The following is a 22,950-nucleotide window of genomic DNA, read 5'->3' on the forward strand; positions in this document are numbered from 1 at the left end:
CCCACTGGAGGCAGCAACGAAGCTGATCAGCTCCGCACGGATGATGCTGTGCGCAACCGCCACGACGGCGCGGTGGGAACAGGCTCAGATCGCCGGCAGTTACCTCACACGTCGGTGGCGATGTGGTCCGAGAAGCGTTTATGGGGCACACAGAACGGGGTTCCTACGTCATCCCCGTGCTGGTACCGATCCCGGAACCCGAGCCACCAGATCCCAAGCAGCCGACCTTGTTCGACGATCATGCCGAGCCCGTTGTGCACAACACCGCACCCGAACCGTTCGAGCGTCGTGTCGTTCGCACGTTCGCGCAGTCCATGCAGGCCGTACACGATCTCGAGCCCGACCGGACGCCGACCACCGACCATATCCATGAGCTGGTGTACCGAGGGGTGAGCCGCGAGTTCTGTACAGGACTAGTTAACGTCCTCGGGCAGAGCGCGATCGGCGAATTCGAGACCATCGTCAACTGGGCGCCGACGGTAGCTGCACCAGACGCGATGCCCCGCAGTGTATCGATCAGTGCAGAAGCCGTCGACCTCGTCCAGCATGTCGGTAGTCGAAAGGCTCATGATCGTCTCACTATCACGGGCCGGCGCGAGTTGGTGCAGAGCCCGCGATGGGCTCTGCACCAGGTAGTGGGTTCAGATCTCGGATGATGTCAGCTCATGCGGTGCACGGTGCCGGGTAGCGACGGCCAGCATCTCTTCGTGGTCGGTGAGTTTGATGCGGGGCCGGTTCCGCGCCGCGCCGCGCCGACATTCCTCGGCGTCGATATGTTTCCAATCTTCGTAGTAGGTATGGCGAGGCGCTGCGGAGGCGATGGTGGTGTCGATGTCGATCGCGGACGTGTGTCGCGGTCGAAGTCGGCCGGTCTCCAGGTCATCGAGGAGGGTTTCGACTGTCTCCTTGGCGCAGAGGCGGTTTGTGCCGATGATCCCGTTAGGCCCGCGTTTGATCCAGCCCGTCGTATAGATACCGGCGAAGGGGTCATCGGCCGCGTGCACGCGGCCTTTGTCATTGGGGACGATCCCGCGCTCGTTGTCGAAAGGAAGTCCATCTATGGGCGAGCCGGTGTAGCCGATGGCATGCACCACGAGGCCGGTCGGCAGTGTCTGCGTCACAATGGAATTCGGTGCCGAGGCGTCGGTTGCGGGGTGGGTGATCCGAATCGCTTCGACCCGTTCGTCACCGATGATTTCCACGGGTGTCGAGTGAAACCGCAACACGATCCGTTTGCCCGCGTGCGGTGCGTCGTTCGTGGCATACCGATACAGCGTTTCGAGGATGAGTGTGCGTGACAGGTCATGGGTTTGGGCTGCATTGGTCAGCACATCGCCCAGATCCGATGTCAGCACTTGCACCCCGGCCGCGGACATCTGGCCGAGTTCGAGCAGTTCTGGATGGGTGAAGGCGGCATGTTCGGGCCCACGCCGCCCGAGGACCACGATTTCCCGGATGCGACTGTCGCGCAGCGCCGCGAGGGCATGGTCGGCGATATCGGTGGTCGCGAGCTCATCAGTGCCGGTGGCGAGCATGCGGGCGATATCGATAGCGACATTACCGTTGCCGATCACGACCGCGCGCTCGCCCGACAGATCCACCTCGAGTCGACTGCGATCCGGATGTCCGTTGTACCACCCGACAAGTTCGGTCGCGGTGTGGTTACCCGGCAGCCTTGCGTCCGAGATATCGAGTGTTCTGCCCTTCGACGCGCCGTGGGCGTAGATAACGGCGGTGTAGTGCTTCGCCAAGGTATTCGGCGTGATGTCCTGTCCCACACTGACATTCCCGATGAATCGGAACCGGGGGTGTTGTGCGGTCTTGTCGAAGACTCGGGTCACCGTTTTGATCTTGGGGTGGTCGGGTGCCACTCCCGCTCGTACCAGTCCGAACGGTGTCAACAGCCGGTCGAACATGTCGATCTCCGCGCCGGTGCGGGCGAGCAGTTCCGAGGCGGCGTAGAATCCCGACGGACCGGAGCCGACGATCGCGATCCGGTGTGTTCGGTCCAGCGGGGGTGCCAGCGGGGGTGTCCGGTCGACAGACATGGCAGGGGTTTCCTAGCTGTAGTGCTCCCGATTGATGCGGGCGTAACCCGCATGTTCGGCGGGGAGTCGTTCTTCGGGGAAGATGGCGTCGACTGGGCACGCGGCCATGCACGCATCGCAGTCGATGCACTCCAGTGGATCGATGTAGAGCTGTTCGGCCTCGGCGAAACCCGGCTCGTCGGGGGTCGGGTGAATGCATTCGACCGGGCATACTCCGGAGCACGAGGCGTCCTTACTGGTCGCACAGGGCGCGGTGATGACGTAGGCCATGTTTTTTCCTTTCGGGCCGATTCAGGCCTGCGTGCGGACGCGGCGTTCGATGGTCATCTCGCAGCCGCCCTTGACCGATGTGGACAGGTGGAAGTACCGCTTCGGCGTGAATCCCGGTGCCGTCCGGAAGCGGAAGCGTTGCAAGGCCTGACCGAGGAAGAGCGTGGCCTCCGTATTGGCCATATGCATGCCCAGGCAGCGGCGGGGTCCCACACCGAACGGCAGCCAAGCGTTCTTTTCGGTCTCGCCCTCGAGCCAGCGTTCGGGCGAGAACTTGTCCGGCTCCGGCCAGTAGCGCGGATCATGTTGCAGGGCATAAGGACTGGCCAGGAGGATGGAGTTGGCAGGAATACGGTAGCCGCCGAGTTCCTGTTCCTCATAGGAATCCCGCGAGTAGAACGGGATGCCCTGGATGCGCTGGGCCTCGTCGAAGCAGGCCCGCAGGTAGGTCAGTTTGCCGAGGTCGTCGAAACCCGGTGCGCCCTCGATGGAGTCGGCTTCGGCTTCGGCGCGTTCGCAGGCCGCCGGGTTGATCGACAGCAGGGCCAACGTCCAGCTCAGTGCCGCCGCGGTGGTCTCGAACCCGGCGAGCACCAGGGTGTAGAGCTCGGCGGTGAGCTGATCGTCGGACAGTGTGCCGTCCTCACCGGTCGCGTTGAGCAGCGCGTTGAGCAGGTCGGGATCGTCGGTCGGGTTGGCGCGCCGTTCAGCGACCATCGATCGAATGAACGCGACCAGTTTGTCGCGCGACTGGTCGCCGCTGCGGGTGAACGGTTTGCGCAGCACCGACGGCGCCCAGAACAGCGCCCACCGGAATGCGGATCCCAGTGTCGCCGAACGGTAGTCCTTGCCCAGTTCGAGGAGTTGCCGCGGGTCGCGGCGGCGGGTGAACATTGCCCGCATCAGCACGTCCATGGTCATCGTCGACAGGACGGCTTCCATTTTGATGGTCTCACCGGTGCCGGCCAAGGCATCGAGGCTGTCGATGTGTTCGTCGATCGCGGGCTGCATCACGCTGTTGAGCGTCTTCATGCTGCGCATCGTGAAGTGGGGCTGCGCCAGGCTGCGTACTTTGCGCCACGGCTCGCCGTCGGAGGTCGGCATGGGCGAAGCGGGCAGACCCTCGGAGATCGGCCCGAGCATCTGGCCCTTCCAATGGTTCTTGGGGCGGCGCACGAAGACCTCGCCGACGAGGTCGGCATTGCTGATCAGGTAGACCGGCTTGCGAGTGGGGAACGGCAGGCGAGCGATGTCGCCGTATTCGTCGGCGATCTTGCGCGCGCACTCCCAGAAATTGAGCGCCATGGCCGGCGCGACGCCGAGGACGGGGATGCCACGTGGTCCCGGTGGATTCTTGGGAAGGCGGAACGGCGAGAGGTCTCGCTCCGGGACATGAGTTGGGTACCCGACCGGTGCTTTCGTCGCTGCGTCCGCTGGGGATTTGGCTGCGGTAGTAGACATCGCACTCTCCTCGATGAGACGTAAACTGCAAGTGTGTCGCATATTGTGAAGCTGAATTGAGATTGACATGCTGTATTGTGTGATGTCAATCTCTAGTTAGCCCCAAGACGTGAGTCTTTTCTTGATAGATGGTTCAGGCGGGACCCGGGAGACGGTGCCTGGCATGGAAGGTGTGCAATGTTGCGTGACTTATTCGTCGACCCGCCCGACACGCTGGTGGGGCACCCGGCGGCGGGCTGGGCGTGGACCGTCTGTGCCGCAATCGCCACGGTGGTCACGCTGATCCTCATGCCGATCTTTGCCCGGCGTGAGCGCACTTGGCTGTGGATCACGCTCGTCCCTGCGGGCGCGATCTGTTTCTTCATGGAATCGGTCGGTGACTGGCTCGGGGCGACCTGGTATCCGCCCAACTCGCCGCTGGTGATCGGTGAGGTCCTCGGGCGGCCGATGCCGTTCTACCTGGTCCTGACCTACGCGGCGTACTTCCCGCTCGGGTTCTGGGCGTGCTACCAGGTCTTGAAGAAGGGGCCTTCCACCGCGCGCACCGTCGGCCTGTGGATCGCGGGCGGGCTGGTGAACTGTGCCGTCGAGATCACTTTCACTCAGACGGGCGCCCACGTGTACTACGGCGACAATCCGGTGCGCATCTTCGGGCTTCCGCTGTACTCGATCATCCAGAACGGAGCCTTTCCCATCATGGGCGGCGCGGTTCTGCTCTACGCGAAGAAGTACCTGCGGGGCAGGCGTCAGCTGTGGCTACTGGCGATTTATCCTTTGGGCTTCGTCGGTTTCGCTGTCATCGCGACCTGGCCGATGTACGTAGCCCTCAATGCCGAGCCGGGACCGGTCTGGACTTGGGTGGCCGCGATCGCGGCCGTCACGATGAATCTCGTGTTGGCTGCTGGGATACTGTTCTCGCCATGGCTCCGGAATCTTCAACGCGAAGCGGCGCAGGACGATCGGGCGCGCCAGGGCGAGCCGGTCGGCGATCCGGCGGTACGGCGCAGCCCGACGACGCCGGTCACCGCGATGGAGCCGACCGCATGATTCTTATCGGGGGGATGCCCACGCTCGTCCAGCCAGCACGGCACTTCGATCGGACCGACCTGCGGATCCTGGATGCGATGCGCGATCTGGCCGCGGCCAACGGAACCAAGGTGACCATCGATCAGGTTACGGCCAGCGCCGAGGTCTCGCGGGCAACGATCTTCCGCCGCTTCGGATCTCGTGATTCGCTGTTCGACCAAATGTTTCAGCGCGAGGTGCGGCTCGGTATCGATGCGATCGTGGCGCGGGCCGCGAGTGTGAGTTCGCCGGTGGATCGGGCGGTCGAGCTCATCGTGGCGACATTCGAGGTGTGTGTCTCGCACCCGGTCATTCGGTTCCTCGCGGTCAACGAACCGGCGAATCTGGTCCACTTCGGGACCTCGGGTGAGCCGTCGCCGTTGGAGGTGGTGCGCAGGACCTTCGCGGACATGATCCGGCTCGCACTGGCCGAACGCCCCGAATCCAGAGTTCGGGGCGTACTTCCGGCCGACACTATTGCCGATGTGTTGGTGCATATGATCGCCGGCTACACCATGGTTCCGAACAACGGTACGGAACCGCAGTTCCCCGAACATCTGCGGGCTGCGAGCGCCGAGGTCGCGCGCCGCCTGCTCGCCGTGGACTGATCGGGGGGTCCCGTTATTTGTGGTCCACCCGGCCGTAAATCGTCGACAGGACAATACTCGTAATTGTTCTCGCCAATCGGTCGATGGTCGCATCGTCGGCATTCTTGGTATGTCGATAGCAGGTGCGCTCGAAAGTGTAGGTGAGAATATCGGCCAGCTCGGCGGCGTCCAATGCGGCCAGAGTGGGATCGTCGGCTTGTCGCTGCTGTATCACCTCGGTGATGCGGTTTGTCACCTGAGCCAGACTTTCCTCGAAATGCTCCCGGACGGCGCTGTCGTATACCGCGGTATCGGCGAGGGCCGCGAAGATCGGGTAATTTTCGCGGTAGAGGCGCAGGACTGCGGCGCCGATCTTGGTGGTCTGATCCGGTGAGCGCGCGAGGGGGTCGGGCCACCATTGCGCCGCTTGTTCGTCCACCATTTTGAAAAGGTCATCGGTCACTGTGCGGATGAATGCGCCCTTGTCCTCGTACCAGGCATAGAACTGGGCGCGAGGCACGCCTGATTCCCTGCAGAGTCGGTTGATGCTGATCTCGGTGAAGCTGGCGCCGGGTTCGAGAAGTCGGCGGAGTCCCTGCAGTAGTGCGTCGGTCACCTTCTGTCGTCGTGCATCGCCGGACTGTCTCGAGGATTGCGTTACTGAGGCCACAGGTACTTTGTAACAGGTTGTCGGACAACATGTCAGAAGGGCTGCTGAAAAGGGAGAACGACGTTCCAACAAGCTGTCGAACAACTTGTTGTCACACATCACGTTGGGTGATACCGTAGCCACGGTAGAGTGAATTGTGATCGCCATCACACGAGCGGATCACCGCCATTTCAAATACTGAATCGATCGAAATGACGTGCTGTGAAAATTCTTGAATGGGCATTTGCCCCCCAGGAACGTGTTATCGAAGCCACGCCGGGCGTCAATGATGACGGCGCACGGCCGATCAGCTTCCTGAAACCCGCAGGCGATGTGGTCCGCGCCTTGGGTGACTTTTTCGCTATGTCGATCGATACGGGTATCGCCGCATTTCGCAGACCCTTTGCCTGGCGCGAACTCATTCTGCAGTGCTGGTTCATCGCCCGGGTGTCGATGGTGCCCACGTTCATGCTCGCCATCCCCTTCACGGTTCTCACCGTGTTCGTGCTCAATATTCTGCTGCTCGAGATCGGTGCCGCCGACATGTCCGGCGCCGGTGCCGCACTCGGTGCCGTCTCGCAGATCGGACCGATGGTCACTGTTCTGGTGGTGTCCGGTGCCGGCGCAACGGCGGTCTGCGCTGATCTGGGCGCTCGGGTGATCCGGGAAGAGATCGACGCGATGCGTGTGCTCGGCATCGATCCGCTGCAGCGGTTGGTACTTCCGCGCGTGATCGGCTCGACCGCCGTCGCCTTGCTGCTCAACAGCCTGGTCGCGCTCGTCGGCTTGATCGGCGCCTTCCTGTTCTCGGTGTACGTCCAACACGTCACCCCCGGTGCTTTCGCGGCCGGTTTGACACTGGTCACCGGCGCATCCGAGGTCGTCGTCTCGATCGTGAAGGCCGGGTTGTTCGGGCTCAGCGCAGGATTGATCGCCTGTTACCGAGGATTGACCGTCAAGGGTGGCCCGACCGGAGTCGGTCAGGCGGTCAACGAAACCGTCGTCTTCGCCTTCGTAGCACTGTTCTTCATCAACGTCGTGGTGACCGCTGTCGGCGTCAAGGCGACAGCCTAAAGGGGCGATATGTACAACGTCGTCAATCGATTCCCCAGAAGTTCGCGCCGACTGCGGCGGGGATGGGCGGAGTGGCAGCGCCTCGGCGACCAGACCAGGTTTTTCGGCCGCGCCCTATACCACTGCGGCGCGGCGGTGCGGTCCTACAAACGTGAGATCGTCTGGCAGTTCGCCCACATGAGTATGGGCACAGGCGCTTTGGCGGTGATCGGCGGCACCATCGTCATCGTCGGGTTCCTGACCCTGTCGGCCGGTGCGCTGATCGCCGTGCAAGGCTTCAACTCGTTGAGCAGTGTCGGGGTCGAGGCGCTGACCGGCTTTCTGTCGGCATTCCTCAACGTGCGCGTCATCGCCCCGCTGACCGCGGGCATCGGATTGGCCGCCACGATCGGTGCCGGCACCACCGCGCAACTGGGCGCGATGCGCATCAGCGAAGAGATCGATGCGTTCGAGGTCATGGCCGTACCCGCCATCACCTATCTCGTCTCGACGCGGGTCGTGGCCGGGATGCTGGTGTCGATCCCGCTCTACACCGTCGCGGTACTGATGTCGTTCCTAGCCGCACGGGTAGGCACCACCGTCGTCTACGGGCAGTCGGTCGGCGTCTATGACCACTACTTCTGGACGTTCCTCAACCCGACCGATCTGCTGTGGTCTTTCCTGCAGGCGATGGTCATGGCCACGCTGGTCATGTTGATCCATTCGTTCTACGGCTTCAACGCCAGTGGCGGGCCCGCCGGGGTGGGGGAGGCCGTCGGGCGTGCGGTGCGGGCGTCGTTGATCACGTCGGTGTCGGTCACTCTGGCCATCTCGCTGTCGGTATACGGGCAGTCCGGCAACCTGCATCTGGCGGCGTGAGGGCGATGCGGCAACAACATGGTCAGCGGCGCAAGCAGATCAACCCGGGATGGTGGACCGCACTGCTGGTGCTGTTCCTGGTCGGGGTCGTCGGTGCGACATACATGTTCTTCACCGGCAGCTACAAGACCTTCGTCGCGGTCACGGTGACCGCACCGCGGGCGGGCCTGGTGATGGATCGCGGCGCGAAGGTCAAATACCGTGGCGTTCAGGTGGGCAGGGTAGGTCCGATCAGTACCGAGCAGACTGGTACCCGCCTGGTGCTCGAACTGGAGCCGGAGCAGGTGTCGCGTATCCCCGCGAACGTGGCTGTCGAGATCCGCTCCACGACCATATTCGGTGCCAAGTACGTCGATCTCGTCGACCCGGAAACGGCGGTGTCCCAGCGCTTGTCCGCCGGTGCGGTACTCGCGTCGCGCAATGTGACGACCGAGGTCAACACTGTGTTCGAGAGTTTGACGAATGTATTGCACGCGGTCGACCCAGCGAAGCTCAATGCCACGCTGGAGGCGGTGGCCAGCGCGCTGCGAAACCGCGGTCCGCAGCTCGGCCGGACGCTGGCGGATTCCGAGTCGGTGCTGCGCGAGCTGAATCCGCGAACACCGGTCGTGCAGAACGATTTTCGTGCTCTGAACGCGGCATCCGGCGCCTACAGCGACGCGGCCGCCGACATACTGGCGATCCTCGACAATGCCGCGGTGACCAGTCGGACGATATCGTCCCGGTCGGCAGTGCTGGACAGCATGCTGGTGTCGGTGGCCGGGCTCGGTCAGACCGGCGCCGACTTCACCACCACCAACCACGACAACCTCGTTCAGGCGATCAACCTGCTGGAACCGACCAGCCGGCTGCTTTACACCTACAGCCCCAGCTTCACCTGCATGCTGCAAGGTGCGCAGTGGGCTCTGGATATGGGCGGCAATTCGACTGCGGGTGGGGCGACCGGCAAATCGATCATCGTCGACAGTGGATTGCTCTTCGGCGACAACGTCTACAAGTATCCGCAGAATCTGCCCAAGAATGGGGCCCGCGGTGGTCCGGACGGCCGCCCGGGATGCGGATCGCTCCCGGATGTGACGCAGAACTACCCGCCCAAGGCGCTCGTGACCGACACCGGCTGGGGCACCGGTCCGGGGGATCTACCGACGCAGCCGGGAATCGGCAGTCCGTCCTTTGTCGACTACCTCTTCGGCGCGATGGGAAATCAACGATGAGAGAGAATCTTGCCGGGGCCACCGTCCGGTTCGTGGCGTTCATGCTGGTCGGCCTGCTCGCAATGTTCGCCGCGTTCGCGGTGTTCGGTCAGCTCCGGTTCGACAAGCGAGTCGATTACGTCGCGGAGTTCGCGAATGTGTCCGGGCTGCGCTCGGGCAACTTCGTCCGCATCGCCGGGGTAGAGGTCGGCCAGGTCGATTCGGTCGAGCTGCGCCCGAATAACGTTGTCGCCGTGCACTTCAGCATCACCCCTGCGGTCATTATCACCGAGGGGACCAAGGCCGCGGTGCGATACGAGAACCTGATCGGTGGCCGATATATGGCGCTGGAGGTCGGTGCGGGTTCGGTTGCTGCCCGGCCGGCGGGCGCGACGATCCCCGCCGCACAGACCTCGCCGGCGCTGGATCTCGACTCGCTGATCGGCGGGTTCCGCCCACTGTTCCGTGCCTTGGACCCGAAGCAGGTCAACGACCTTACCGGGCAGCTGATTTCGATCTTCCAGGGCCAAGGTGGCACCGTGGCGTCGTTTCTCGCGCAGACCTCGCAGCTGACCGCCGCGCTCGCCGACCGCGCACAGCTGGTCTCCTCGGTGATCGCCAATCTCAACGTTGTGGTCACCTCGTTCGCCGACCGGTCCGACCAATTCACGACCGGCATCGACAAATTGCAGCAGTTGATCAGCGGCCTCGCGGAGCGCTCGAGTGACCTCGGTGCGGCGGTCAGCAGTATCGATGGGGCATCGCGCACGGTCGTGGACCTGCTGACGCAGGCGCGACCGCCGCTGCAATCGACGGTCATCCAGACCGGCCGGGTCGCCAACCAGATCGACAGTGACCGTGATTATTTCGACGATCTCCTCGGCCGGCTGCCGGAGACGTACAAGACGCTCAGCCGCCTGGGCCTCTACGGCGATTACTTCAGCTTCTATCTGTGCGACGCCGTCTTGAAAGTCAACGGACCGAAAGGCAATCCAGTGTACATCAAGCTCGCGGAGCAGAACACGGGACGGTGCACGCCGAAGTGAAGAGTTTCGATGAGCGCAACAAGACCGTGATCGGGGCCGTTGGTATCGCGACGGTTTTCCTGCTGGTACTGGTCTCGCTGCAGTACGACAAAATCCCGTTCTTTTCCGGCACCCACGAATACAGCGCCGAGTTCGCCGAGCTCGGCGGGCTCAAATCCGGTGCGGTGGTTCAGGTTTCCGGAATGTCGGTCGGAAAAGTGAAGAGCACCGACCTGGACGGGCAAGCCGTTCGGGTGACCTTCACCGTTGACGACGCGGTGTTCGTCGGTGATCTGAGCGAGGCGGCGATCAAAACACACACCGTGCTGGGTGCGAAAACTCTCGAGATCACCCCCCGCGGCACGGCTGCGCTGCACGGGGCCATCCCGCGAAATCGCACAACCTCACCGTATGAATTGTCCGATGCCCTGGGCGATCTGACTACCACGATCAGCGGGCTGGACACCAAACAGGTCTCCGATGCGCTGACTACCATGTCCGATACGCTCCGCCAGACCGCGCCCGATCTGCAGCAGACGATCGACTCGGTCGGCCGTTTCTCCGATGCGGTTACCGCCCGTGACGGCGACCTGCGCAACTTGCTGACCAGGGCCGCGGAGATGACCACGGTGCTGAGCCGGCGTAGCGATCAGATCGTCACGTTGATTAAGGACGCCAATGTCCTGCTTGCGCAGTTACGGGCACGTAGTGCCACCCTGGCCCGGTTCTCCAGCGATGTGTCGACGGCAACGAAACAGATCTCCGGCACCATCGCCGACAACCGCGAACAGCTTCAGCCCGCACTCGAGCGGCTCAATTCGGTGCTGGGCATTCTCGACAAGCACACGGCCGATATCCAGCAGTCGATCACGCTGCTCAACCGCTACCTGCTCTCGCTCGGTGAATCGGTCGGCTCGGGCCCGTATTTCAAGGCATACGTGGCGAACCTGGTACCGGGGCAGTGGCTGCAGCCATTCATCGACGCCGCATTCGCCGACCAGGGCCTCAACCCCGCGCAGCTTTTGCCCTCGCAGCTCACGGCTCCGGAGCAGGCGCTGCCGTCGTCGCAGGCGGCACCACCGGCGGCCCCGGCTCCTCCGAATCTCTTGCCGCCTGGGCTGCTGCCACTAGGCCTGCTGCCCGGTGTACCGAACGGAGGACGGTGAAGGCCATGTCTCGTATTTCCTGCGGATCCCTTGCGGTGCTGGTAGTGGTGATCGCACTGGTCGCCGCGTCATTGGTCGGTGCGCGGCTGTGGTACGGCAGCCATCGGGTCACGGTGTCGGCGAACTTCGCCAACGCCAACGGCATTTATCCGGGTGACGAGATCCGGATCCTCGGTGTTGCGGTCGGCACGGTCGACCGCATCGAACCACAGCCCGAGCACGTACGCATCACCTTCTCCGTCGACTCGAAATACAAGATCCCGGCCGATGCCAAAGCCGCGATCCTGTCGCCGTCGCTGGTGTCCGCCCGCGCCATCCAACTGGTACCCGCCTACAGCGGCGGTCCACAACTCGAAGACGGGGCGGTCATCCCGATCAAACGAACCGCGGTCCCGGTGGAATGGGACGACTTCCGTGCCCAGATGCAGAAATTGGCGGATTCGATGACCCCGACCGCCCCCGGCGAGCCGAGCGCGTTCGGATCGTTCATCGACACCGCAGCGGACAATGTGCGCGGCCGCGGGACGGGAGTGGGCGCGACATTGACCAAACTCGCCAACGCGATGTCCATCCTCGGCGACAAATCCGCCGACATCTACAGCACCATCACGAATCTGCAGACCTTCATCGCGGCGCTCGCCTCCAGCAGTGACCTGATGGCCCAGCTGAACAGGGACCTGGCCGCCGTCACCACTGCTCTGGACAACCAGCCCGGCGCGCTCGGACAGGCCATCGTCGACACCGATGTCGCGGTCGACGACATCCACGGCTTCCTCACCGACAACAGTGACGCCCTCGGCACCACCGTGGAGCAGGTGAATTCGATCGTCGCTGCGCTGCAGGAGAGTTCGGGCGATCTCAAGCAGTTGCTGCATGCCGCGCCGACCGCCTACCAGAACTTCGTCAACATCTACCAGCCCGCGCAGGGTGCGCTGACCGGCATGCTCGCATTCAACAACGCCGCCAACCCGATTCAATTCATTTGTGGCGCTATCGAAGCGGCCAGTCAGAAAGGGGCGAAGGAATCGGCGAGGCTCTGCGCGCAATACCTCGGCCCGGTGCTGAAAAACCTAGTGGTCAATATGCCGCCGGTCGGTGAGAACGTCGTAACCGGAGCGGTGGCGCGGCCGGACGAGATCACCTACAGCGAGGATCGCCTGCGCCCCGGCGCGCCGCCGACCCCTGCGGATATCGCCGGAATGCTGGCACCGACGGGAGGCCGGCGATGAAGCGCCCATTCGTGGTCGTCTCGGTAGTGCTTACCGTCGGCGGTATGTCCGGCTGTGGGTGGCAGGGTGTGAATTCGCTGCCGTTGCCCAGAACCGAAGGCCGTGGCGCGGGTTCGTATGAGGTCCGGATCGAGCTGCCGGATGTGACTACGGTTCAACGTAATTCCCGAGTCCGCGTCAACGACGTCACCGTCGGGAATGTGACCAAGATCGAACTTCGGGATTGGCACGCCCTGGTCACCGTCCGCTTGGACAGCGGCGTCCGACTGCCCGCGAATGCGACCGCCACTGTCGGTCAGACCAGTCTGCTCGGCTCGACCCATATAGAGCTGAGCGCACCGAAAGACCGTGCGGCGACCGGAGAATTGCGCCCCGGTGCCGTCATCCCGCTGACCGACGCCGGCGCCTATCCCACCACCGAACAGACTCTGTCGGCACTGTCGGTGGTGCTCAACGGTGGCGGGCTGGGCAAGGTGCAAGAAATTACACAGGCGCTCAACCAGGCGTTCGCCTCTAGAGTCGATACCGTCCGCTCGCTGCTCACCCAATTGGACACCTTCATCGCCGGACTGAATCAGCAGCGCGACGACATCATCGACGCCACCGAGAACCTCGACCGGCTCGCCGGGCAGGTCGCGGCCCAGCAATCCGTGGTCGACACCGCACTGGAGACGATTCCGGAGGCGATCGCCGTGCTCAGCGAGCAACGCACCAAGATCGCCGACGCGGTAACCAGCATCGGACACTTCAGTGCCGTCGCCGACAGCACGATCTCGCAGAGCCAGGAAGCGCTCATGCAGAATCTGCAGAACCTCGGACCGGTCCTGGCCTCGCTCGCCGATTCCGGTAAGGCACTGACCCGCTCGCTGGCTCTACTCGCCTCCTATCCGTGGCCGATGGACACGCTCGGCAATTGGGTGCGCGGCGATTACGCGAACCTGACGGCCGTCATCGATCTCACACTGAGCCGCCTCGACAGCTCGATGTTCGTTGGGACCCCGCTGGAAGGCCGGCTCACCGGCATCGAGGCGCTGCTCGGTCGCAGCGTCGGAATCCAACCAAGCCCAGCAACACGCGGAAACCCCTTGGTGTTTCCCTACCTCGGGGGGAAATGATGCGGCTGCACCGAACAGTCATCATCCAGTTGACGATCGTGTTGACGGTGTCCATCGTGGCCGGAACCATCATGGCGCTGCAGTACATGCAACTGCCCGCCAAATACCTTGGCGTCGGACGCTATCGCGTGTCGGTCGAATTCCCCCTGGCGGGAGGACTCTACGGCACCGCGAACGTCACCTATCGCGGGACGGAAGTCGGCAAGGTCGAACGTGTCGAGCTTGACAACGCCGGAGTGCGCGCCGTCCTCACGCTGAAGTCCGATGTACACATACCGTCCGATGTCGACGCGAATGTACACAGCCGCTCGGCGATCGGGGAGCAGTACATCGATCTGGTGCCGCGTAATCCCGCCGCCCGTGCACTGCGCGAGGGGGACGTGATCCCTGCGGACCACACCACCATCCCGCCCGATATCGGCGTCCTGATGGATACCGTGCAGAAGGGGCTCGCGGCTGTCCCCAATCAGAATCTGGCCACCGTGGTGGATGAGAGTTTCAATGGCCTCAATGACAAGGGCCCTGATCTCACCAGAATCCTCGAGGCGTCCTCGGCGCTGAGCGGCGGCGCCCGGGCCAACCTGCCGCAGATCACCGATCTCATCGAGAAGTCCGGTCCGGTCCTGCAATCTCAGGCCTCGACCCGCGGCGATATCGCCGCGTGGGCAGCGCATTTGGCGGACCTGACGGCCCAATTACGCAGCAACAATGGCGCTTTCGGCAATCTTGTCGACACCGCCGGCTCTGCTGCCGACCAGGCGACCGGGCTGCTGCGCCGACTCGACCTGACCATGCCGGTGCTGCTGGGCAATCTGGTGAATATCGAGAACATCGCTATCACCTACAACGCCAATCTCGAACAGTTGCTGGTGCTTTTGCCGCAGGGAGTTGCCGTGCTGGACGCAACGTTGGTGCCCAACTTGAAGGGCGACCCGCTCTACAAGGGCTTGTTCCTCGATTTCAACCTCAACTTGAATCTGCCAGGGGTATGCACGACTGGCTACCTACCATCGGATCAGCGGCGCAGCCCGGTTTTCGAGGATCACCCGGACCGTCCTGTCGAGGACCTTTACTGCCGAGTACCGCAGAACTCGCCCAACAATGTACGCGGCATGCGCAACATTCCGTGCGCCCACAATCCTGCAAAAAAGGCACCGACCGCGGCGATGTGCGAAAGCGACAAGAGTTACGTGCCGCTCAACGACGGCACGCCATGGATCGGTGGTCCGAATGTGCCGAGCGGGGGCGATCCAAACGGACCGACCGGTGTTGCACCTGCCTCCGCGAATTCCGGTCGCACCGGCGTTGGGGCCATCGGACCTCCCATGGGAGTTGCTGCGTACGACCCCGCATCAGGCACTTATCTGGGCCCTGACGGCCGTACCTACGTCCAGACCAATCTCGCTAAACGCCCATCGGAGGACTCGACATGGCGACAACTGGTACTTCCCGCGACACACTGACCGCCGACGATATCGATCGCGAACGGCCGGACTCGACCGATTCCGATCATGTTCGCGAGCAGCCGGATTCGGTGGTCGACGACAGCTCCGAAGCGGCACCCGACGCGACAAAAAAGGGTGTCGGCCGGAGGCGACGGCGCCTCGTGCGCGCGGTAGCCGCGCTGGTCGCGGCCGGTGTGGGCGCGGGCATAGGATGGCAGCAGTACGCCCTCGGTGAGCAACGTACGCTGCAGGCGCGGCGTCAGGAGTTCGTCGCGGCGGCCGAACAACAGGCGCTGAATTTGACGACGATTCGGTGGGACCAAGCCGACGCCGACGTCAAACGCATCATCGATGGCTCCACGGGGGCGTTCCGGGACGACTTCTCCTCGCGCTCCGCATCGTTCGCCGACGTCGTCAAACAGGCCAAGTCGACATCCGAGGGCACCATCAACGCGGCCGGGTTGGAATCGCTCGACGGTAACACCGCCAAGGTACTGATCGGAGCCGGTATAACCACCAGAACCGTTGCCGAGCCGAATCCGACGCCGAAGGCATGGCGAATGCGGATAACGGTCGAAGAATCCGGTGGTAAGAAGCTCACCTCGAATGTGGAACTGGTGCCATGAGTACAGCGACCGAAACAGCGAGCACAGAAATCGAGACGAGCACAGTAGCCGAGTCCGAGAATGCGGTAACGGAGGAGAGCCCGACAGTTGAGACGACGAAACCGAGTCGTCACCGTAGCCTGATCCTCGGTGCTTCCGTATGTGCGGTCATCGCGCTGGCCGCTGTCCTGGGGATATTCCAGTACAAACTCATCGAAGCCGACCGCGTTGAGAACGCTCGTGTGGTCGCCGTGCAACAGGCGCGCGACAGCGCGGTGGCCCTGCTGTCCTATAAGCCGGACACGGTGGACGCCGACGTTGCGGCGGCCCGTCATCGGCTCACCGGCCCCTTCCTGGGCTACTACTCGAAATTCACCGACGACGTGGTCATTCCGGCGTCGAAGGAGAAGAAGATCGCCACCACCGCAACGGTCTCGGCCGCGTCGCTGATGTCGATCGATGGTCAGCACGCGCGGGTTCTGCTGTTCGTGAATCAGAGCACGACAAGTGCCGACGGGCCGACTCCCGCACAATCCGCCAGCAGTGTCGTGGCCACACTCACCGCGACGGACGACACCTGGCTCATCGAGAAATTCGATCCGATCTAGATCAGGGGATATGCATGGAATTCAATTTCAGTGAAGTACTTGTCGAGCTCATCCGGGCGGTCGCCTACCTGTTGTTTCGAGGTCATCTGCCATGACCGGGGACGAAAACGATGGCGTATGGCGCCGGCAGTGCTGTCGGCCGAACCGGAAGTAGGAAGTTATGACAACCAGCGACAAAATGGGCACCGTGACCACGGTTGCGAGGATCAGCACCGCAATGCTGTGGGAGCGCGTCGGCCCGACGCCCGAGCTGCATGACGCGTCGGAGATCCCGCGTTCGGCAGAGGCAATCACACCGGAGTGGCTGACCTCGTCCTGTGCGGCGATGCCCCGGGTGCGTGGGTCACCGACGTGGTGGTGACCGGCGGCGACGACGGTACGAGTTCGCGGCGGGCGCTGCGGGTGAGCTACAACGATGTCGGACATGAAGCCGGCCTGCCGACACATCTGTTCTTGAAGTCGACGGCCACCTTCGGATCACGGATATTGTTGGGTATCACTGGGATTGCCACAGGGAAGTCGATTTTCTACAACCGCATACGACCGGACCTGGATGTCCGCAGCCCGCGAGCGTACTACTCGAAATACGATGCGAAATCCCACCGTTCGCTGGTGCTGCTCGAGGATTGAGCGTCAGCGGCTGGACTTTTCGGATCCGCAGCAGAACGAGGTCTCGCGTGCCGATGCCGAGGACATTGTGATCGAGCTGTCGAAATATCACGGGATGTTCTGGGAGAGTCCGCGATTCACGATGGACCTGGCCGGCCTGCATCCCACTCTGGTCTGGCAGCAGGACCTCAATCGCAAGATCGCGTTCACCCGGCGCGTGCTGGTCGGACTGGAGCGGTCCAAGGATATTGTTCCCGGGTCGATTTACGACCAGCGAGGTGAGATCTATCCGGCCTATCTGCGGGGCGCTCCAATTGTATCGCAGCGCCCCGCAAACCCTGCTGCACCAGGACCTGCACTTGGGCAGCTGGCTCCGGGACCCCAGCGGCAGGATGGGCCTGTACGACTGGCAATGCGTCGCTCGCGGCCATTAGAGCTCCTAACAGGTTCGGTCGGGTGTCGGTGAGTTCTGGTGTGGTGCAGGATGTTTCGCTGTGGCAGCACCGTGGATCGTGGATGACGAGTTGTGGGCGGTAATCGAACCGCTATTGCCGGTGAAACCGGCTGGGACACCGGGACCGCCGCAGATGGATGGCCGCCGGGTGCTGCAGGGGATCTTGTTCGTGCTGATCACCGGGATCGGGTGGGAAGACCTGCCCCAGGAACTGGGGTTCGGGTCCGGAATGACCTTTTGGCGGCGGGTGCGGGACTGGCAGGCCGCTGGAGCGTTCGAACAGATCCATCAGGCCGTGCTCGCCCGTTGTCACGCGGCCAGGCTGATCGACTTCGACCGGGTCATGGTTGACGGCTCGCATGTGCGGGCGAAAAAAGGGGCGCCGCAACAGGTCCGAGCCCGGTCGACCGCGCCAAGACCGGTTCCAAGCACCACATCCTGACCTGCGCGAACGGGTTCCCACTCGCGGTGGCGCTGTCGGCGGCGAATGTCAAGGACCATCTGCTGTTACCACCCTGCTCGACCGGGTCCGCCCCCTGCGCGGGCGTGCGGGACGACCCCGCCACCGGATCACCACTCTGATCGCGGACAAGGGATACGACTACCCCAGCGTGTATTCCGAACTGAGGCAACGACGTATCACCGGATACATCGCGCGCCGCGGCACCCGCGACAAGGTCACCGCCGGCCGCTGGATCGTCGAGCAATCCTTCGCCCTGCTCCACCAGTACCGGCGACTGGCCATCCGATGGGAACGACGCACCGACATCCACCACGGATTCCTCGACCTCGCCACCGCCCTGATCTGCTGGCGACGACTCAGCAACCGAACCCGATAGGAGCTCTTAGCGCGACAGTTGTATTTTGTTGTGTGTCACTGTAGTTCGTGGCACGATGCTTCGGTGTGATGGTGGATGATGTTGTCGCTGAGGATGTTTCGGTGTGGCGGTCGGGTTTCGATGATCTGGGCGCTCGGGTGGCGGGGGTGTTCGGGCGGGTTGAGCCGCGGCGGTGGGCTCGGTCGTATCTGATGGGGTTGTTGGCGCCGGTGGAGCGCAAGAACTCCTGGCAGCTGGCTGAGGCTGCCGGGGTCATCGATCCCGGCGGCCTGCAGCATTTCCTGAACCGGTCCCGCTGGAGTGCTGAGGAACTGCGTGACCTGTTGCGTGAGTATGTGGCCGAGGCGCTGGCAGGTCCGGACGGCGTGTTCGTTCTGGATGAGACGGGGTTCGTTAAGAAAGGTGTGAAGTCCGCCGGGGTTCAGCGGCAGTACTGCGGCACTGCGGGGCGTGTGGAGAATTGCCAGCTCGGGGTGTTTCTGGCGTATGCGAGCCGCGCAGGTCGCGCGCTCATCGACCGGGAGTTGTATCTGCCGGAGTCCTGGGTCGGAGACCCGGACCGCTGTCGCGAGGCAGGAATCCCGGAAAGGGTTGCGGGCAAGGAGTTGCGACCAAACCCCGGCTGGCGGAGAAGATGCTCGGCCGCTCCCTGGACGCCGGTGTGGAAGCCGGGTGGGTCGCCGCGGACTCCGCCTACGGCCGGGACGGGAAGTTCCGGGCCTTCCTCGAAGCACGGCGGCTGCCCTATGTGGTCGAAGTGCCGGTCGGTCAAACTGTCACCGACCTCGACGGCCGCCGCCGCGTCGAGACCTTCGTCGGCCGCGCACCCGCCGAGGCGTGGCATCAGATCTCGGCCGGGCCCGGCGTGCGCGGCGAACGCGAATACGACTGGGCATGGGCAACCCTGCCGTCCTTCGGCGACGTCCCCGTCGGCTACGTGCGCACACTGCTGGCCCGCCGATCCCTCGACGACCCCGACGATATCGCCTACTACCTGTGCTTTCACCCCGCCACTGTCGAGCGAGAGCAAATCGTGGCCGTGGCCGCAGCCAGATGGGCGATCGAGGAATGCTTCCAAGCCGCCAAGGACCAATGCGGACTGGACCACTACCAGGTCCGCCGCTACGACAGCTGGTACCGCCACATCACCCTGGCCATGCTCGCCCACGCCTTCCTGGCCGTCACCGCCGCCACCGACCCAAAAGCCCACGCGGGCTGGGCCCGATCACAGTCGCCGACATCCGCCGTCTCCTGGCGGTGATCATGCACCCCGCCCGCACCCTCACCCACGCCCTAGCCGCCACCCGCTGGCGCCGCCACCACCAAGCACACGCGAGACAACTCCGCTACCAGCGAAAACACCTGACACACAACGAAATACAACTGTCGTGCTAGATGCTCGATTACGCCTACGTGCTCGCCGGTGCACTCGTGCCGGAGAACCGTTGGAACTGGGAAGAGGATCTGCTGCGTCGTTACCTTAAGGGCTTGGGGACGCTGGTGTTGAGGCCGCGCCGAGTTTCGACGAAGTTTGGTTGGCATACCGTCAACAGCCATAGCATGCATTGGTGTTCGGATTGTTCACCCTCGGTGGCAGTCGCTTCGAACCCGAGTTGCAGCCGCGCGCGGACACGAGGTCCGCGATCGAGCGAATCTCTCGGCAGGTAGCCGATCTGGATACCCTCGGCGCACTGTCGGTGTAAAGGGGCAGGCGAACCGGCGATGACCGGTCGTTGATGATCCGACGACCGTCATCGCGCAGTGCGCTGCGGTGACGATGTCAGAAGCTGGCGGTGCTCGCCCGCGTTCGTGCCGTTCCAGCGGCGGTAGGCGCGGCTGAAGCCCGCGGCATCGTGGTATCCGAGCCGCCGGGCGACATCGTGGACGGACAGACCCGCAGCGCGGCCGCGGCCCGGTTGTGACCGGATCAGTGAATACTGGTGCCACCCCACCACATTCACGCAACCACCGCAGCCTGTACGCTGCGACAGGCCGACAGCAGGCCCCGCCACCGACGGCCCCACCCCCGCCCCGACCAACTCCCAGAACCGGCGCACCACCACCCGGCTCGGACCCAACGACTCCATCCAACAACCCCTTCGATCACTCGACGGTGCTGTTGCAATCACCCCTTGAGCCCAAGCCCCCTCCCCGCGGGTTCGTGACGATCAGGACGGGTGAGTCGGCCCGTCGATGAATACCGAAACAACCAGCGGCAATAGGGTATCCGGGTCGGCATGATGTCGGTCGGTGCGCGATACCAGGCCGATCACCCCCTGATTGCACCCCACAATAGGCGGTAGTGCGGGTCGATGTCGGCGCGGATGAGTGGTGATGATTGCCTACCGCGTTGACGCGCGCCATGGACGCCCGGCCCAACACTCTGATTTTCGCGAGCGTTTCTGGAATTCCACGTGCCGCGTGGAGCGCAACGGATCCTGGGCGTCAGCCTAGACTGTGTCGTCGTGGGTGCAACTGATCAGTCGACTAGCAGTGGTCCGCGACGTCCGCGACGTCCGGGGCGACCGCGGGGCAGCGTTGCAGGCAATACTGAGGCGACGCGGGAACGGATCCTCGAGGTGGCGATCGAGCTGTTCTCCACGGTGGGTTATCACGCCACGAGTGTCGCGGAGATCGGGAACCGGACGGACCTGCAGCCGGGTGCGTTGTATTACCACATGAAGTCCAAGGAAGAGCTGCTGTGGGAGATCCTGCGGCGCTACACCGAGAAGGCGCTGGCGGGTGCGCAGCGGGTTGTCGCCATGGATGCCACTCCGGTCGAGAAGCTCGGGCAGCTCATCGACGTTCATGTCGGCATCATCGCGCGGCATCAGCGTGAAGTGCTCATCCAGATGCGGGACGCGGACGCCCTCGGTGCGGAGCATATGCGGCAGCTGCAGGCGCTTCGGCAAGAAGTGCAGGATTGCTGGGAAAGCGTGCTCGAAGAGGGATATCGGGCAGGCGAACTGACCCGTGCCAATCGCATCGTGGCGAATGGCTTACTGGGAATGGTGAATTCGGTCGCGCAGTGGTATCGGCCCCGACGCGGTCAGCGCATAGATGAGATCGCGGGGGAGTTCCGGGCGATGGTCATCCAGGGTCTGGCGCACCTAGCTTGAGTTTTAACCTCTGAGCTGGGTTTTATCCTGTTCGGCGGGGTCGTGACCCGGCGGGTTTGGATGGCTTCTGGTTGCTGGGTGTTTTGATGTGCACGTCGTAGCGGGGTGCCGGACGCTGGTTGCGGTGGCCGGCTGGTCGACCGGGTCCGGGTCGGGAGGGTTTCGGTGCATTGGCGGGACAGGCTGCTTTCCGGCGGAGGTGCCGAAAGCCTCGACGGACTCGTGCTGGTGTAAGTCGTTGTGGGGCTGCGGGTTTCTCCCATGGCCGCCGGATATCGATGGTGAGTTCACGAGCAAGGCGCAGCTGGGTGTAGGCGGCCAGAAGCAGCCAGGTCCATCTGTCCGCGGCGGCGGGGTCGCGGGGTTTGGGGACGTTCCAGCCGAGCGTTTGTTTGAGCATGCGGAAGGTGTGCTCGATATCGAACCGCCGCAGAAATGCCTGCCACAGCACATCGACCTCGGCGGCATCCAGGTCGACGACCGAATGCCACAACCACACCGGTTTCGGGATGGCGCCACTGGGGAGCCGGTCGACGTCGAGTCGGATCACGGTGCCTTCGAGCACCGGCAGCTTCCCGGCCTGGACAGTCCAGGATGATCGATGAGTAAGCCTGGGGTGCAAGCGATTCCATGACCGTGCTGTGGCTGGTCCGTAGAGGCGGGTGTCGGTCGTGACGGCAGTGTCGGGCTCACCCCAGGTCGCGGGATCGCCGAAGACGAACTCGCCGCCGTGCCTGGGTGGGCGGCCGGTCGTCCCGGGCTGCCATGCGGGTGCGCGGCGGCGCAGGACCCGGTCCGACCGCATCCGGCCCAGCACGGCCACGGGCAGATCTGCCAGCAGGAACGCCAGCCGGGGTGCGTCGTAGCCGGCGTCGGCGACGATCCAGATATCCGGATCACCCCCTCGCCAGTGCCCGGCCTCGATCAGATTGCCGATCACGGTGCGCAGCTGGTCCGCGGTGACCGTGGCGGCCTCGTCACCGGGTGCGAGCCGCACCGCATCCAGTGGCGCGGTCCAAGAACTACGCCCCGATTCCAGCGCGCAGACCACCGAGTACGGCCAGCCGGGAATCATCTGATGGGTGTTCTTGGTGCGCCCGTAGGTGTGACACAGTATCCGCTGCGGGCAGGTATGCGCTTCCGGTCGCAACCAGGAGGTGATGTCCACCGCCAGCACCAACCGGCCTTCCGCGGCCCGCGGCAGTGGCACCGAGACCAGTGCCCGCCGCAATCGTGCGATGTCGATCCGACCACGGTCCAGTGCCGCATAGACGCTGCCGTGACCCCGGCGATGCTCGCCGACCAGTGACAGCTCCGGCAATGACCGCACCGGCCCGTCCGCACACAACACCGCGTCCACCACATCGAATACCGCATCCGCCCGCCGGGGCAGGCACCGATACAACTCCTGCCGGAACGCCGACAGCTCCCCGACCGCACCGGCGCAGCCGGTGTCGTGCACACTGTTCACCGAAGCCCTTGGTTATCGAAAGTCTTTCTGTCGCAAGGAGACATGATCAACCAAGGGCTT

At 63.7% G+C, this 22,950-nt stretch carries 23 protein-coding genes and 2 pseudogenes; 19 read left to right on the forward strand and 6 right to left on the reverse strand.

What is annotated here, in order from left to right; translation table 11 throughout:
- Positions 1-176: 176 nt before the first annotated feature.
- Positions 177-656 (forward strand): hypothetical protein, encoded by a 480-nt coding sequence (locus tag ACIBG0_RS33535; RefSeq protein WP_397038125.1) that lies wholly within the window; start codon positions 177-179, stop codon positions 654-656.
- Here the strand turns inward: ACIBG0_RS33535 and ACIBG0_RS33540 are convergent.
- Genes ACIBG0_RS33540 through ACIBG0_RS33550 form a run of 3 tightly spaced genes read right to left on the reverse strand, consistent with a single transcriptional unit; the run spans position 642 to position 3,779 of the window.
- The gene (locus ACIBG0_RS33540) at positions 642-2,048 is read right to left on the reverse strand and encodes an FAD-dependent oxidoreductase (RefSeq protein WP_397038127.1); all 1,407 of its coding nucleotides are present in this window, start codon (positions 2,046-2,048) and stop codon (positions 642-644) included. The two genes, ACIBG0_RS33535 and ACIBG0_RS33540, sit on opposite strands and share 15 nt — an antisense overlap.
- Before the next feature lie 12 nt (positions 2,049-2,060).
- A complete protein-coding gene (locus tag ACIBG0_RS33545) occupies positions 2,061-2,318 on the reverse strand; it encodes a ferredoxin family protein (protein ID WP_397038128.1) in 258 nt (85 codons plus the stop codon).
- 21 nt (positions 2,319-2,339) lie between these two features.
- A complete protein-coding gene (locus ACIBG0_RS33550) occupies positions 2,340-3,779 on the reverse strand; it encodes a cytochrome P450 (protein WP_397038130.1) in 1,440 nt (479 codons plus the stop codon).
- Between the two features lie 177 nt (positions 3,780-3,956).
- Between ACIBG0_RS33550 and ACIBG0_RS33555 the strand changes: the two genes are divergently transcribed.
- Together ACIBG0_RS33555 and ACIBG0_RS33560 are read left to right on the forward strand one after the other, a co-directional pair.
- Complete coding sequence (locus tag ACIBG0_RS33555; protein WP_397038133.1) at positions 3,957-4,826, forward strand: hypothetical protein; 870 nt, start codon at positions 3,957-3,959, stop codon at positions 4,824-4,826.
- On the forward strand, positions 4,823-5,452 hold the full coding sequence (locus tag ACIBG0_RS33560; protein ID WP_397038135.1) for a TetR/AcrR family transcriptional regulator: 630 nt from the start codon (positions 4,823-4,825) through the stop codon (positions 5,450-5,452). Before ACIBG0_RS33555 ends, ACIBG0_RS33560 begins: the two co-directional genes overlap by 4 nt.
- Positions 5,453-5,465: 13 nt before the next feature.
- Here the strand turns inward: ACIBG0_RS33560 and ACIBG0_RS33565 are convergent, their stop codons facing one another.
- Positions 5,466-6,047, reverse strand: coding sequence for a TetR/AcrR family transcriptional regulator (locus ACIBG0_RS33565; RefSeq protein WP_397038137.1), 582 nt, complete (start codon positions 6,045-6,047; stop codon positions 5,466-5,468).
- A 396-nt stretch (positions 6,048-6,443) separates the two neighbouring features.
- Between ACIBG0_RS33565 and ACIBG0_RS33570 the strand changes: the two genes are divergently transcribed.
- The 15 genes and pseudogenes from ACIBG0_RS33570 to ACIBG0_RS33640 all read left to right on the forward strand — a co-directional run bounded on the left by ACIBG0_RS33570 (position 6,444) and on the right by ACIBG0_RS33640 (position 20,003).
- Positions 6,444-7,154 (forward strand): MlaE family ABC transporter permease, encoded by a 711-nt coding sequence (locus ACIBG0_RS33570; protein ID WP_397038290.1) that lies wholly within the window; start codon positions 6,444-6,446, stop codon positions 7,152-7,154.
- Positions 7,155-7,163: 9 nt separating this feature from the next.
- Entirely contained in the window at positions 7,164-8,012 is an 849-nt protein-coding gene (locus tag ACIBG0_RS33575) for an ABC transporter permease (protein WP_397038139.1), read from the forward strand.
- A gap of 5 nt (positions 8,013-8,017) precedes the next feature.
- Positions 8,018-9,226 carry an MCE family protein gene (locus ACIBG0_RS33580; protein ID WP_397038140.1) on the forward strand — a complete coding sequence of 403 codons (1,209 nt, stop codon included), beginning with the start codon at positions 8,018-8,020 and terminating at the stop codon, positions 9,224-9,226.
- Positions 9,223-10,251, forward strand: a complete 1,029-nt coding sequence (locus tag ACIBG0_RS33585; RefSeq protein WP_397038142.1) for an MCE family protein — start codon at positions 9,223-9,225, stop codon at positions 10,249-10,251. The genes ACIBG0_RS33580 and ACIBG0_RS33585 overlap by 4 nt, the downstream gene beginning before the upstream one ends.
- Entirely contained in the window at positions 10,248-11,396 is a 1,149-nt protein-coding gene (locus tag ACIBG0_RS33590; protein ID WP_397038144.1) for an MCE family protein, read from the forward strand. Before ACIBG0_RS33585 ends, ACIBG0_RS33590 begins: the two co-directional genes overlap by 4 nt.
- A gap of 5 nt (positions 11,397-11,401) precedes the next feature.
- Positions 11,402-12,625: an MCE family protein gene (locus tag ACIBG0_RS33595; protein WP_397038146.1), complete on the forward strand. Its 1,224-nt coding sequence runs from the start codon at positions 11,402-11,404 to the stop codon at positions 12,623-12,625.
- Complete coding sequence (locus ACIBG0_RS33600; RefSeq protein WP_397038148.1) at positions 12,622-13,740, forward strand: MCE family protein; 1,119 nt, start codon at positions 12,622-12,624, stop codon at positions 13,738-13,740. The genes ACIBG0_RS33595 and ACIBG0_RS33600 overlap by 4 nt, the downstream gene beginning before the upstream one ends.
- Positions 13,740-15,203 carry an MCE family protein gene (locus ACIBG0_RS33605; RefSeq protein WP_397038150.1) on the forward strand — a complete coding sequence of 488 codons (1,464 nt, stop codon included), beginning with the start codon at positions 13,740-13,742 and terminating at the stop codon, positions 15,201-15,203. The genes ACIBG0_RS33600 and ACIBG0_RS33605 overlap by 1 nt, the downstream gene beginning before the upstream one ends.
- The gene (locus ACIBG0_RS33610; RefSeq protein ID WP_397038151.1) at positions 15,170-15,811 is read left to right on the forward strand and encodes a hypothetical protein; all 642 of its coding nucleotides are present in this window, start codon (positions 15,170-15,172) and stop codon (positions 15,809-15,811) included. Before ACIBG0_RS33605 ends, ACIBG0_RS33610 begins: the two co-directional genes overlap by 34 nt.
- On the forward strand, positions 15,808-16,398 hold the full coding sequence (locus tag ACIBG0_RS33615; protein WP_397038153.1) for a twin-arginine translocation pathway signal: 591 nt from the start codon (positions 15,808-15,810) through the stop codon (positions 16,396-16,398). The genes ACIBG0_RS33610 and ACIBG0_RS33615 overlap by 4 nt, the downstream gene beginning before the upstream one ends.
- Before the next feature lie 300 nt (positions 16,399-16,698).
- Positions 16,699-17,028, forward strand: coding sequence for a hypothetical protein (locus ACIBG0_RS33620; protein WP_397038154.1), 330 nt, complete (start codon positions 16,699-16,701; stop codon positions 17,026-17,028).
- The gene (locus tag ACIBG0_RS33625) at positions 16,988-17,473 is read left to right on the forward strand and encodes a hypothetical protein (RefSeq protein ID WP_397038155.1); all 486 of its coding nucleotides are present in this window, start codon (positions 16,988-16,990) and stop codon (positions 17,471-17,473) included. Before ACIBG0_RS33620 ends, ACIBG0_RS33625 begins: the two co-directional genes overlap by 41 nt.
- Positions 17,474-17,516: 43 nt before the next feature.
- Positions 17,517-18,300, forward strand: a pseudogene (locus ACIBG0_RS33630) (IS5 family transposase).
- 65 nt (positions 18,301-18,365) lie between these two features.
- Positions 18,366-19,561, forward strand: a pseudogene (locus ACIBG0_RS33635) (IS701 family transposase).
- A gap of 307 nt (positions 19,562-19,868) precedes the next feature.
- On the forward strand, positions 19,869-20,003 hold the full coding sequence (locus tag ACIBG0_RS33640; RefSeq protein WP_397038156.1) for a hypothetical protein: 135 nt from the start codon (positions 19,869-19,871) through the stop codon (positions 20,001-20,003).
- A gap of 48 nt (positions 20,004-20,051) precedes the next feature.
- On the opposite strand, the gene ACIBG0_RS33645 is transcribed toward ACIBG0_RS33640, so the two are convergent.
- The gene (locus ACIBG0_RS33645; RefSeq protein WP_397038159.1) at positions 20,052-20,387 is read right to left on the reverse strand and encodes a hypothetical protein; all 336 of its coding nucleotides are present in this window, start codon (positions 20,385-20,387) and stop codon (positions 20,052-20,054) included.
- A 492-nt stretch (positions 20,388-20,879) separates the two neighbouring features.
- On the opposite strand from ACIBG0_RS33645, the gene ACIBG0_RS33650 reads away from it, so the two are divergent.
- On the forward strand, positions 20,880-21,419 hold the full coding sequence (locus tag ACIBG0_RS33650) for a TetR/AcrR family transcriptional regulator (RefSeq protein ID WP_397038161.1): 540 nt from the start codon (positions 20,880-20,882) through the stop codon (positions 21,417-21,419).
- Positions 21,420-21,441: 22 nt separating this feature from the next.
- Here ACIBG0_RS33650 and ACIBG0_RS33655 read toward each other — a convergent pair whose 3' ends face one another.
- Positions 21,442-22,890: an NF041680 family putative transposase gene (locus tag ACIBG0_RS33655; RefSeq protein WP_397038163.1), complete on the reverse strand. Its 1,449-nt coding sequence runs from the start codon at positions 22,888-22,890 to the stop codon at positions 21,442-21,444.
- Between the last annotated feature and the right edge of the window lie 60 nt (positions 22,891-22,950).

Source organism: Nocardia sp. NPDC050630 (assembly GCF_044457245.1).
In the GTDB taxonomy this organism is placed as follows: domain Bacteria; phylum Actinomycetota; class Actinomycetes; order Mycobacteriales; family Mycobacteriaceae; genus Nocardia.

Excerpts from the sequence above, each read along its gene's own strand:
- ACIBG0_RS33615 (WP_397038153.1), top strand. The coding sequence starts at position 15,808 with ATGAGTACAGCGACCGAAACAGCGAGCACAGAAATCGAGACGAGCACA.
- ACIBG0_RS33550 (WP_397038130.1), bottom strand. The coding sequence starts at position 3,779 with ATGTCTACTACCGCAGCCAAATCCCCAGCGGACGCAGCGACGAAAGCA.
- ACIBG0_RS33545 (WP_397038128.1), bottom strand. The coding sequence starts at position 2,318 with ATGGCCTACGTCATCACCGCGCCCTGTGCGACCAGTAAGGACGCCTCG.
- ACIBG0_RS33555 (WP_397038133.1), top strand. The coding sequence starts at position 3,957 with ATGTTGCGTGACTTATTCGTCGACCCGCCCGACACGCTGGTGGGGCAC.
- ACIBG0_RS33595 (WP_397038146.1), top strand. The coding sequence starts at position 11,402 with ATGTCTCGTATTTCCTGCGGATCCCTTGCGGTGCTGGTAGTGGTGATC.
- ACIBG0_RS33585 (WP_397038142.1), top strand. The coding sequence starts at position 9,223 with ATGAGAGAGAATCTTGCCGGGGCCACCGTCCGGTTCGTGGCGTTCATG.
- ACIBG0_RS33580 (WP_397038140.1), top strand. The coding sequence starts at position 8,018 with ATGCGGCAACAACATGGTCAGCGGCGCAAGCAGATCAACCCGGGATGG.
- ACIBG0_RS33600 (WP_397038148.1), top strand. The coding sequence starts at position 12,622 with ATGAAGCGCCCATTCGTGGTCGTCTCGGTAGTGCTTACCGTCGGCGGT.
- ACIBG0_RS33610 (WP_397038151.1), top strand. The coding sequence starts at position 15,170 with ATGGCGACAACTGGTACTTCCCGCGACACACTGACCGCCGACGATATC.
- ACIBG0_RS33645 (WP_397038159.1), bottom strand. The coding sequence starts at position 20,387 with ATGGAGTCGTTGGGTCCGAGCCGGGTGGTGGTGCGCCGGTTCTGGGAG.
- ACIBG0_RS33575 (WP_397038139.1), top strand. The coding sequence starts at position 7,164 with ATGTACAACGTCGTCAATCGATTCCCCAGAAGTTCGCGCCGACTGCGG.
- ACIBG0_RS33605 (WP_397038150.1), top strand. The coding sequence starts at position 13,740 with ATGCGGCTGCACCGAACAGTCATCATCCAGTTGACGATCGTGTTGACG.
- ACIBG0_RS33570 (WP_397038290.1), top strand. The coding sequence starts at position 6,444 with ATGTCGATCGATACGGGTATCGCCGCATTTCGCAGACCCTTTGCCTGG.
- ACIBG0_RS33625 (WP_397038155.1), top strand. The coding sequence starts at position 16,988 with ATGCGAAATCCCACCGTTCGCTGGTGCTGCTCGAGGATTGAGCGTCAG.
- ACIBG0_RS33560 (WP_397038135.1), top strand. The coding sequence starts at position 4,823 with ATGATTCTTATCGGGGGGATGCCCACGCTCGTCCAGCCAGCACGGCAC.
- ACIBG0_RS33540 (WP_397038127.1), bottom strand. The coding sequence starts at position 2,048 with ATGTCTGTCGACCGGACACCCCCGCTGGCACCCCCGCTGGACCGAACA.